The 12785-nt window shown below is 56.3% G+C and carries 3 protein-coding genes; 2 read left to right on the top strand and 1 reads right to left on the bottom strand.

What is annotated here, in order from left to right:
* The first annotated feature begins 14 nt into the window (after positions 1 to 14).
* The gene (locus L6475_RS12195; protein ID WP_237820421.1) at positions 15 to 11912 is read left to right on the top strand and encodes a hypothetical protein; all 11898 of its coding nucleotides are present in this window, start codon (positions 15 to 17) and stop codon (positions 11910 to 11912) included.
* Positions 11913 to 12087: 175 nt separating this feature from the next.
* Here L6475_RS12195 and L6475_RS12190 read toward each other — a convergent pair whose 3' ends face one another.
* Complete coding sequence (locus tag L6475_RS12190) at positions 12088 to 12240, bottom strand: hypothetical protein (protein ID WP_237820419.1); 153 nt, start codon at positions 12238 to 12240, stop codon at positions 12088 to 12090.
* A 283-nt stretch (positions 12241 to 12523) separates the two neighbouring features.
* Here L6475_RS12190 and L6475_RS12185 point away from each other — a divergent pair, with 283 nt between their 5' ends.
* A complete protein-coding gene (locus tag L6475_RS12185) occupies positions 12524 to 12757 on the top strand; it encodes a hypothetical protein (protein ID WP_237820417.1) in 234 nt (77 codons plus the stop codon).
* The last annotated feature ends 28 nt before the right edge of the window (positions 12758 to 12785 follow it).

Genomic DNA, 12785 nt, shown 5'->3' with positions numbered 1-12785 from the left:
AGAAGGAAAGAAAATTGAGAAGTGAGAAGACTATAGTAAGAAGAGTGGAGCCTCTGAGGCTTTGGCTGACGCTGTCGTTAGTCATGTTTCATTTTACCTTTACCGCTGCACAGATTCGCATTGGCGGCAATGTGTATGGCGGCGGTAACCAGGGTGAGGTGAAAGGCAGCACGAAAGTCACTGTGCTGGCCGGCGAGATAGGCGCTGTTGACTCAGCGTTCGCACGCCCGCTCGTCAACCCGAAGGGTAAGGTGTTCGGCGGCTCGCGCATGGCCAACATCGGCGGCAACACCTACGTACACATCGATGGCGAACACTTCACGAAAGACAATTCCACGACTCCCGACTATATCCTGATCAACCAGGTGTTCGGCGGCAACGACATCGCCGGCACCATCGGAACGGCTGCCGCAGTGGGCGAGACGGTACCCGACGAACTGACGGGCATCAAGCGCACAGCGGAAGATGCCGAAAATCCCAAGAAGAATGTTGTCGACAACACGTTCAACAGCTATGTGCGCGTGAGCACCAAGGCCACTGGCGGGGTGCCTGACAGCGATGCCAAGAAGGTGTACATAGGCCAGCTCTTCGCCGGCGGCAACGGTGACTACGACTACAAGCAGACAGCCGGACCGAAAGCCGGCCAGGTGACGCACAGTATCTACTACACGACCGACAAGGACCACACCACACCCGTAGCCCAGGTGGTGACCAATACCGAGGGCGTGAGCTTCCAGCTGCCCGAGCTCGACAAGACCTATCTGGAGGTCGTCGGCGGCTCCATCGTCTATGCCTACGGTGGCGGCAACAACGCCACGGTGAAGGAGAAGACCATCATCCACATCGACAACCCCAGCAAGGTGGTGAACCACATCCTGGTTGATGCCACCGGCGTGGAGGCCAATAGCTCGACCTATGCGGCCTATGAGTCTTCTGAGACCCATGAGATGCCTGCTGGCTATGAGGACCTGCTCAGCACGACACGTTTCAAGGAGATGGGCATCAACACCACCTTCTCCCAGCCCAGCAGTGGCGAATACCAGGTGGGACGCTTCTTCGGCGGCAACAACAAGGCCGAGATGTCCATCCGGCCCACGTGGAACCTGCTGGCCGGCAAGGTGCGCAACCTGTATAGCGGCGGTAACAGCGGCAACATGACCAGTCCCGAGGGCCTGCTCCTTGAGGTTCCCACCTATTCCACCCTCGAAGTCGAGAACCTCTACGGCGGCTGTCGTATGGCCGACGTGGTGCCTACGGTCAACGGCGAGTACACCCCGTGCGTGAACCTGCCCGGCTACCAATTCCCCAACGAGCTGTCGGCACGAACGCTTGTGCGCGGCGGACACATTATCAATGTCTATGGCGGCAACGACGTGACGGGCACCGTCTATGGCGGCAATGCCGTGGGCATCTATACCCAGGTCTACGGCAATGTGTACGGCGGCGGCAACGGAGCCTATCCCTACACCGACTTAATGGAAGACGACGACACCTATGGCGACTTCTACTATGGCGACAGGATTCAAGGCACTCAGACCTCCTATGAAGCCCTCAATGCCTTCCGTCCCAATGCCGAGCAGGTGTCCATCCGTCTGGCAGGCACTGACAAAGACCATCCAACCATCGTCCACGGCTCCATCTTCGTGGGCGGCAACTGTGCTTCTCTCGCCACGAAGAAGAAGAAGCCGATGGTTGAGCTGAAGATAGGCTCGCACGTCATTGCCGACAACGTGTTCCTGGGCAACAATGGCGAGGGCATGATCAACGAGGACTACCTCAAGCGCTATGCCGACATAGAGTTCAGCAACCTGTCGCTGACCACCCCCGACGCGTTTGCCGGCTATATGGAAGGCGTGGCCATGACCCTGCAGCCCAGCATCGTCTTCGACAGCGAGGCCAACGGCGACCCTGCCACCTACGAACCGTACTCCAGCTATGTCGGTTCGTTCTATTGCGGCGGAAACGTGGGCAGCATGGCCATCAAGGGCAAGGAGACCTTCACCATAGACCAGGGCCTGAACATCTTCACCAAGTTCGTGGGCGGCTGCAACAAGGCCGACGTGCCTGGCACCAAGCTCAATGCTGCCTACGAAGGCGGCCTCATTGGAGCAAAAGACGAGCGCGGCTCTACCGAGACAACGTTCTTCACCGAGACAGGAGCCTCAGACGGCAAGATCAAGGACCGTCTGGAAATCAACATGGACAACCTGACTGTCGTGCCGCTCAGATGGAACGACGACAACACTAAGCTCATCTGGAACACCCACAAGTGGGAGGAGGACGACTTCGTTCCCATTGCCAACGAAGCTGTAGACGCTAACGCCCGTCTGCTGGGCGGCAACGTCTATGGCGGCTGCTATGAAAGTGGCCACGTGAACGGCAACGTGGTGATCAACATCAACGAAGACATGCTGAAGCGCGATGAGATCTTCGGAACGGGAACGCGCGAAGACGGTCGTCTCAAATCGGGCGTGAATATCACGAATCAGAGTGACGACGTGCTGGCCGTTGCCCTGACGCTGTTCGGTGCCGGCTATGGTAAGCAGACCGAGATATGGGGCAGCACCACGGTGAACCACAACAACGGCTACGTGTTCCAGATCTTCGGAGGCGGCGAGCTGGGCGTGGTAGGCAAGAAGGTCAATGTGCTGGACGGCCATGGCGAGGTGACAGATCATGTCTATGAGTTCAACCCCGCCTACAGCACCACGGTGAACCTCAGCGGCAGTGCCACAGCCACTTCCAACGACGGCGCGGTGGAGAACCTTGCCGAGGCAATATACGTTTACGGCGGCGGCAATGAGGGCGATGTGTGCGGCAACACGCTGGTCAACCTGGGCAATGGCCGCATCTACGATGCCTTCGGCGGTGCCAGCGATGCCGACATCCTGGGACATGCCGAGGTCTACATTGGCAGGCAGCCCAACGGCAGCGGCGGCTATAAGGACGGCTTCCCTTGGATCAGGGACATCGTCTATGGCGGCAATGACTTCGGCGGCACCATTCACGGTGAGTATGAAGACGGCTACGACTTCGAGGCCCGACTGCGCAACTATGCCACCGACAAGACCCAGCTGCACGGCTACCAGGACGGCCAGATTCCCGATGTGCTCCAGTCATCTACCTACGTGGAGTATCTCACGGGTCGCGTCGATACCATCTTCGGCGGCGGCTACGGCTATTACGACTATAGCAACACCAAACTCTATGGTGAGGGTATCGGCATGCCCAAGCAGCACAGCGCCTTTGTGAACATCCGTCCGAAGAATCACGGGCAGAACGCCCTCAAGGCTGCCTTCGGCGGCAGTACTGGCTATCCGGGCGACAGAACCGGTGACGAGGCTCAGAATCGCAGCTATGTGCTCATAGACATTCCTGACGACGTGACTAACTTCAGCAATATGGAGGTCTTCGGTGCCGGAAGTTACAATGGCATCGGCATGGGACAGAAAAAAGACGAACTTGCCAGCGGCACGCTCAAACTTGACGAGGCTTCGTCAATAGTCGATCTGCTCCGCGGACGCATCCACAATGCCTACGGCGGCAGTTATAACGAGGGCGTGACGCGCCGCACGGTGGTCAACGTGCCGGCGCAGTCGAGCATACAGATTGACAGCATCTTCGGCGGTGCATACGGTACACGCATCCTTCCGCCGTGCGATGTCTATGAGACGCAGGTGAACTACAAGAACACCAGCGAGAATGCCCAGGTATCCGGAGCCATCTATGGTGGCAACAACAACCAGCGACGCTCAATCTTCACGCAGGTCAACATCTCCTCGCCGGTATATAGCAACAAGGCGAAGGGCTACACAGGTACCGTCTATGGTGCCGGTCGCGGTTATAATTCTTGGGCAGAATATACTGAGGTGAACTTAGAGAAGGGCGCCCGCGTGTATAATGTATATGGTGGTGCCGAGTTGGGACACGTGCTTAACTCTGCCAGCGTGCAGGCATACCAGAACGCTTATACCAGTGGGCCGTCAGAGGATATTAAGAATGAGGATCCTTACTGGAAAACTGCTGATTTAGCAAGTGAAGTCGTCTTAGCCAAATGGCAGGCAGCATGGAAAAACGCCTGGTCGCTGGGGCAGTATTATACACCCGATGGCGATTGGATCAAGTACGCATCGAATGCAGACACCAACCTTGACCACGTCAGCGCACGTCCCGAACTGGACAACAAGACGGCAGCACAGCTGGACGGGCAGAAGAAGCACAACACCAACGTGCTCATCAAGGAAGGTGCCGTCGTCGAGGGCTATGCCTACGGTGGCGGTCTCGGCAGTTCCAGCATCAGCGGTAGCGGCGACGTCTATGGCACCACCTATATTGCCGTGCTTGGCGGCGAGGTGAAGAAGGATGTCTATGCCGGCGGTCGTACCGGAGCCATCGACAACCTCTTCGGTGTCAGCGACTTCGCAGGTCATAAGTTCGTGGCAACCGCCAATGCCTATATCCAGGGCGGCACGGCACGCAACGTCTATGGCGGCGGCTACGAGGGAAATGTGGGCTACCATGCCGGTAGAATCCTTGCCGACTATGCTACCGACCGTCCTGCCCTGTCCTATGTGGTCATCGGCAAGAAAGGCACCAACACCTTCGTGGGCGGTGCACCTGCCATCACCCGCAATGTCTACGGCGGCGGCGAGGGCGGCTCGTTGTACGGCACCTCCAATGTCACCCTTAACAATGGCTATGTGGGCTATCGCTATGACAGCACGACGAAGAAGTACGTCGAGGAACTTAACGACCAGAAGCCCGGCGACCTGGACCTCTCAGGCAACGTCTTCGGCGGCGGCTACGTCATCAACAGCTATGTCGACACGACCAATATCAAGATGTATGGCGGCACCGTGCGCGGCAGCCTCTTCGGCGGCGGCGAGATCGGCCCGATAGGCCGCGGCTCCATAAGATATACTGCTGATGGTTGTTTAACCAACGGCGATGCCCACATCCGTCATGCCGGTATGACCAATGTCACGATGTACGACGGCCACGTGCTGCGCAATGTCTTCGGCGGCGGCCGTGGTAAGGACAGCTGGGGCGGCGACGGCACCATGTATATGGACCCGTCGCTCGTGGCCACACTCGACATGAAATGTAAGGGCTTCGTCTTCGGACAGACCCGCGTCAACATACATGGCGGCGAGATAGGCACCGATGAGGGCATGGCCCATGGCTATGGTAACGTCTTCGGAGGTTGCGATGAAGGATCGGTCTATAGTGCCTATATGGATGGCAGCAACCTGCGCATCGGCAAACAAGACGGCGAGCGCTACGACAACAACAAGGATGGCTACTACTATCAGTGGGACGGAACAGCCTACCTGAAAGCAGACGGCGAGCAGCTGCTTACCGAGGACTGCAAGGTGGTGGTGGAGCCTCATGCCCAGGCCTACGTGCCTATCACCATCAACAGCCATTCGTATGCCTCGGGCGACTATGTACCGACCTCTGACCTCAACACACTGAAGAACAAAACCGCCGATGCAGCCTACTGGGACAACCTGGACCCCGACGGCATCATCATCCACAACGCCGTCTTTGCCGGCGGTAACCTGGCAGCAGGAAGCAGCTCGCTCTTCGCCAACGCCACCACGGTATATGGCAATGCCACCGCCTCTATCCACGATGTCTATAACCGCGACCTCATCACCATCGGTACAGGACATACAGGAGGCCTCTATGGCGACGGCAACCTGACCTTCGTCGATGGCTACCGCGAGCTGAACATCACCAACTACGGCACCGACTACTATCACATCACAAAGCAGTTGACCTACGATGCCTACGAGGTGCTGCCCGAGCGTGAGAAAGCTTACTATGAATTGAAGTATAAGTGCTTAAAGGAGTGTACCGACAAAGAGGGTACTACCTATAAAGTAGATTCCAAGCTGCCGCAGGACGAACTGTTAGTATTGTTTGAAGGAACAGACAAAGTGCTTGACGGCAAGCCTAACCCTATCTACTGGCAGGAGAATGGTGTCGTTACTGTCTATGCCGGACGCATCATGAACACCATCCAGCGTGCCGACTTCTGCGGTGTCTTCGGCAGCCGCATGGTGATGAAGGGTGCGCCCGACCGCGTGCCGGAGAAGGCCGACTACACCAACTACACCATCAACCGCGTGCGCGAGGTGTCGCTGAACAAGAAGGAGTCTGTTGCCGGCGATACCGACGACAATGCCACCCACGGCAACTACTTCGGCATCTACAGCACGGTGAACTACCTCGGCGCACTGACCAGCGACGTGAAGTTCAACGATGTCAGAACGACGAATGCCGATATTAGCAAGACTCCGGACCTTGAGGCTAAAGGCGAAACATTCTACGAATGGAAGTCTGCTAACATCGGCAACAAGAAGCGCAACAACGGTACGTGCCATAACCACCTGGCATTGGCATCAGGTGTGTCGTTGGAACTGACCACCGAGAAGAGCACGGGCAACACGCTGACGACGAAAGACTGGGGTCCCGTCACGGGTGTCATCGAGCTCGACCTCATCAACGTGCAGCCCGGCATGGGCGGCGGCTTCGTCTATGCCAAGAACATACACGGCATACCAAGCTCATCAAATGTTAAGCACACCACGCTGACACTCCTGAATCGTGATGCTGCCAGCAAAAAGGACTATACGTATGATACGCACGATGACGCTGAGCACCAGCATCAATGGGAGACCTCGGGCAACTTCATCCACAGTTCGCAGACCATCATCGACGACTGTTACAACGTGAGCAACAGGTATTATGGTACTAATAAGATGCCTGCCCACTACTGGTACATCGCCGGTTCGGTATATGTCTATGACCAGTATATCTCGGCATACACCGGTTCACCCAATGCCTACAGCGAGACAGTGGAGATTCCCATCACCATCAGTGCAGCCGCCAACGGCACCATGACGCTGATGGATGTGCAGCCCAACCGCTACGCCTACTATTCATCGGTAGGCACACCACTGACAGCCGGCCAGAAACTGGTCATCGGCGACGTGACCTACCAGAAGAACACGCCTATCAGCTACTGGGACTGGCAGAAGCTCTCGGCTGCCACAAGGGCATTGTTCGTCAAGGATACATACGTGAACACGAAGGCTTACAAGACCAGTGCTGAGAGCGAGGAAATCATCGCTGCCAACTCTCAGGTAGAACTGGCTCTGCCTGGCGGAGAACTGTACAGTGTGGCTGAGGAAAAGATGGTGCCTGCAAGTGAAATATTCCACTCCAGCAACAACCTGAGCCACGACACTGGCTATCTGCTCACCTACAACGTGACCAACCCGAAGATATGGGATAAGTGGTACACGAAGGTGACGAACACAACTACGGGTGTTGTTGAGTCCAACCAGACAGGCGGCACAGGCTACGAAGACGGTCCTATCTATCATCCTACGGTCGACAGCCTCTACGGGCAGAAGCAGTATGATGTTCAGGCCATCATCTCACAGAACGAATACTACAAATACAACGGCTACGATGCCAACGGGAACGGCAGCTACACTGACGATGGTGACGTATATGGTCTGAAGCAGCAGTATTCCGCTGTCAGCAGCCTTGATGACCAGGCCACATTCGTTGCGGCTCATATCGTGACCAAGGAATATGATGGTGGAACACAGCACTACTATCCCGGTTCACCGGTGTCCTCAGAAATCAGCGGCTACACCGTTCCTGCCTACGTCAGCACCGCCACCATCCAGCTGTCACCGACAGAGTATATCTATGTCAACGACCTGATGACAGAGGATCAGAAGAATAAATATTATAATAGGTTCCACAAGACTGGTGCTACTCCTGCCGAAGAGGCTATTGCCAAGGATATCAACGAATTGATTACGCCTGCTTACATCTGTACCACGGCAGGTCTCTATGGTGGCAGCTACTATGAGACCGACAAGAACTACCGTGCTCTGGAGGCTTATAGTGCCATGTCGCCTGCCGATCGTGAGAAGTTCGACTTCAACTACGATGCCCTTGATCTGCTCATCGATCCTGCATACGGAAAGAAGCCGGATGGTACGCAACAGGAACAGGGTAAGAAGTATCAGTACGACGGCAAGCCATACGACTATGTAGTGACCGATGCCAACAAGGCCGATATGATCTACTCGCTTCCCAAGCCCATCGACTATACAGCAACGTATAATGGCGCTTCCAGCCTGTCGCTGCCTTTGGATATTTCGGTAAAACGTGGCGTGAATACTATCTCTACCAAAGAGCTGCAGCAGAACGATGAACTGTTCAGCACAGAATTTGAGAAACTGCCTAACGAGCAGCGTCACTATGCTGCTATTGCGATTAAGGCATCTAATAAGGATACTATCTGCTACGTTGTCAAAGAGTCCTTCTTGCTGGGTGACACACCATATGCCGTGGGTGCTACCATCAGCAGTGCCACATATACCGGTTTGAAAGACGATAAGAAGAATATCGCCGAGATCACCTTCCCAAGTGCTGACACCGACAAGACCTATTACTATTGTCGTGAGGAGTATCAGGTTGGCGAAAATGGTGCGGGCGTAAAGCCTACTGCTGTTGGAACTACTGGTGGAATAGTAACAAGAGAAGGAAAAGATTGGGTACAGGTTGGTACTATTATCAATGCTATTTCCGATGGCGATGAGAAAGGCTATAATGACTTGCCTAACTATCAGAAGAACTTCACCATCCACGGTGTATCTCCGATGGAGACCAGCACGCTCTATGTGGCACGCGATGCCGACATCAACGACCTCTCTACCGAGAAGATCATCACCGTCGTCTATAAGTATGACTACGAAGAGAGCGATAAAGATGGTATGCATATCGTACCAGTCACTGAACGCCATGTGGTGAACATCCACATCAACTTCAAGAGCGGCGTGCCTATGGTCGAAGACATCAATCCGCCTACCATCGTCCTTCCGGGAACGGGCATCACCATGCGCATACCGACTGTCACACCCGGAGCCTACGAGATTACCGGCGGTGGATGGGAGCTGTTCGAAACAAAGACGAATGCCGAGAGTCACGTCAACGGCGTGCCTTATACACCGTCTGCCGATCCGCTCTACTGGTATCAGGACGGCTTCTACCTGGCCTATTATGCCAAGACCTATCTCGGCAAGACCTACTCGAACTACGTGCCTGTCAGTGTGGCCAACTACCACGACCTGAAGCGCGTGATGGACGACAAGCAGTACCATCTGCACGTCGACTACGACCGCACCCGCTTGAAGCGCGACTCGAAGATCTACATCAACGACTACAGCGGCTCGTCAGAGAACGGCCTCGACCTGCTGAAGGATCTCTATGACCTGAGTGTGAGTGTGCTCGACGGTTCACCCGCTGCCGGCTACACCGTCACCGATGGCAAGATCACTGCAGCCACAGGTTCGGCCAATGCTAATCTGGTAGACCATAGCCTGCTGAACACCAGCACCGAAGAGGTGACGGTCGAAGGCTCTAAGATTGTCAGGGGTGTAAAGGGCGGCAAGAACCTTGAGTTCTTCCTGCGTACCGATATCAACCATCCTGCTTCTTGGACACCTATCGGCACCGACGACCAGTGCTTCGAGGGTACGCTCCATGGCGACGGCCATACCATCAGCGGTCTCAACAACTCACTGTTCAACAACCTCTGCGGCGAGGTCTACAACCTCGGTGTCACTGGCTCGTTCACCAGTGCCGGCGTTGCTGATAAGGGTAATGGCTATGTGGAGAGCGCCTGGATCAACACTACTGCGCCCAGCGGCTTCCCCGAAGGAGTCAGAGCCGTCTTCGGCAAGCCTAATGCCGACAAAGACTTCAAGCAGCTTGTCAACAGCTACTACCAGACGGGCAAGAGCTACAGCACCACCGACGACGGCAAACACGGACTGGCCACGGCCATGACCGACCGCGCCTTCTACAACGGCGAGGTGGCTTTCAACCTGAACAACTTCTACCTCTACAAGCGCTACAACGACCACACCGTGCCAGGTGGTTCTTCCACTGAGTACAAGTACTGGAAGCCCGGCGAGGCTGAGCCGCAGACGGGTAAGTACGACAAACGTGAAGACCTCTGTTCGTCTGGCTATAACAACCTCAAGTATGTGGAGAATCGCTTTGCCGACGGCGACTTCGTCTTCGCAGCAGGCGAGATACCCACGTGGGAAGACGAGCGCGCCTATATGGATGCAGAAGACGAGAACAAGGTGAAGTACTTCCCCATCTGGCCCGATGACTATCTCTTCTTCGGACAGAAGCTCACCTACGGATGGGCTGCTCAGGCTCACCAGAGTCTGCCTTCGGCCATTGCCCGCAGTGGCGGACGCCTGGCGGAGGGCGAAGAGTCCAACCACGTCTATCGCGCACCGGCCTACTACCGGTCGATGACCATGGGCGTGGCATACTTCAACCCCGATGCCTATCTGGCACAGAAGAACACCGAAGGCACGAAGGAGGCCTATCCCGGCATGACCGCCATCGACTTCAATGGCCACCACGACCTCGCCTGGAACCTCGGCTCCGACGGCGGTGCAGCCTTCTATCCGCCGCTCCTTGTCGACGACGGCCTGACAGGCATTAAGAACTGCGACGAGACCAGGAACCTGCTCGTTTATGCTCCTGCTGAGGCTGCTGTCAGTGGCTATGCCAACAAGAAGACCTACGATGTGCTGAACAGCACTTTCACTGAGCCTGTTTACAACAGCTACTACGATGGAACCAACTACCGCTGCGTCGCTCAAGCTCCTGTAGCGTCGGTACAGGGACACCTCGTACAGAACACGCTCACCGCCACCAACGACCATCTGCTCGTTGACATGGAGGACTTCAACGCGCCCATTGCCTACCACTTCGACAGTGACCACCTGATGTGGTATCAGCGCACACCTGCCAACAGCGAGTATGTGGACCGCAAGAAGGGATGGCAGGGCATCAGCGTGCCGTTCACCGCCGAGCTGGTGACCACCGACCGGAAGGGTGAGATCACCCACTTCTACAGCGGTAGCGACAACAGCCAGAACGGCACTAAGAAAGGTCACGAATACTGGCTCCGCGAGTTCACCGCCGTCACAGAAGTCACAGAAAAGGACAAAACTGTGGCCAAAGGCACCTTCCTCTATCCCGGTGCGGATCCCAGTGCGGCTAATAAGACGGTCACCAACTCTTTCCTCTGGGACTACTATTACAAGAACGAAACGGTGCATAACCAGCAGGATGCCAATGCCGACACCTATCTGCAGTACCGTCAGTACTATAAGGAGCCGCGCAGCTATACATCCTACCCGATGCTCGCAGCCGCTAAGCCCTACATCCTCGGTCTGCCGGGCAAGACCTACTACGAGTTCGACCTGAGCGGCTCGTTCGAGGCTCAGAACACCGCTGCACACATCACCAAGCTTGGCAAGCAGATCATCACCCTGGCTTCCGGCAAGGGCATCGGCATTGGCGTGAGCGACGGCGAGATGGCCGGCGTGACACAGACCGAAAGCGGTTCGAAGAGCTACACCGTCACCTTCAAGCCCAGCTACATGAACGAAGAGCTGGAGAGCGGCAACTACGTGATGAATGCCGAAGGCAATGCTTACGAGAAGCTGACCGCGTCAAAGAAGCTCAGTGCCTTCCGTCCTTACTTCACCGCCACGGTGACAGGTGCAGGCTCAAGGCGCATGGCACCGGAGCGCATCGTCTTCGACGGCGACAACGGTGAGGAGTTCGAGGAGAGCCCGGAGACCGTGCTCGACGGCTCTATCGAGATCTTCGTCCGCGGCCGCAGCATCGTGGCAAGGTCGCACAGGAAGGAGGCCGCCACCATCCGCATCGTCAATGTGGCAGGCATCGTCCTCAACGACTTCGTCATCGAGTCCGGACAGACGGTCGAGACCCCCGTCAGGATCCCCGGCGTCTATATGGCTAACCGGAAGAAGCTGTTCGTCAAGTAAAAAGTGTCCCCTGCGGTTCACCCGCAGGTCAAAAGATATGAATCAGATAAAGAACTCCACCCAGCACAGCATGACCCGCCGCTCGGCGGCTCATGACTACACGCGGCCCGGCATCTACCACATCACCATGCATGTGGCCGATGGCTTAGGCCTGGTGTTAGGAACTGTCGTGGGTTCACTCTCTGCACCTGACGGCAGTGCCGATGCTCCCCGCACGGCCCTGTCGCCCATAGGGCAGATGGTGCAGCATGAGCTGTTGCACAGCATCCATGCCCACTATCCCATGGTCTTCGTTCAGGACTATGTCGTCATGCCCGACCACTTGCATTGCATCGTGGTCGCTCAGGACCTTATCCTCAGCACGACCGGCAGACGCCAGACCTTAGGCCAGGTGATAGCCGGCTTCAAGAAAGGCTGCAACCGCCGCTACTGGGACCTGACAGGGCAAGCAATCAGCAACACCCCAGCAAGCAGCACCCCAGCAGGCAGCGGGGGAACCGCTGCCCACAGCGTGTCCAGCGGTTCTCTCGCTGGCTCCCTCGCTGGCCAAGGGTGCCATCCTTGTATCGGCCCGCATCTCGCCCAAAGAGCGCGAGATCATCACCGAATGCGTGAGTCACGGCTTCCCCGTGGTCACCATTCACGACAACGGCTTTGCCGACCGCTACCACCCCTCAGCCGACCGCCTCGACCTCTGTGCCGCAGGCCGTCTGCTCATCCTCACCCCCTGGCAGTATCACTACCGCCCCAAAGCAGAAGCCATCACCGTGGCACAATGCAAGACCATGAACTGCGTGGCGCAGGCCCTCTGCCGCAAGAAGGACAGCTGGTGGAAAGAATCCTGAACAGAAAAAATAACAAGACTCAAGATAT

Source organism: Prevotella sp. E9-3 (assembly GCF_022024015.1).
Taxonomy (GTDB): Bacteria; Bacteroidota; Bacteroidia; order Bacteroidales; family Bacteroidaceae; genus Prevotella.
The sequence above is the reverse complement of the archived record's forward strand: the minus strand, read 5'-3'. Positions and strand labels throughout refer to the sequence as shown.

Bases quoted from the DNA above. Each gene is read 5' to 3' on its own strand.
- L6475_RS12190 (WP_237820419.1), bottom strand. From the start codon at position 12,240: ATGCAAGTGGTCGGGCATGACGACATAGTCCTGAACGAAGACCATGGG.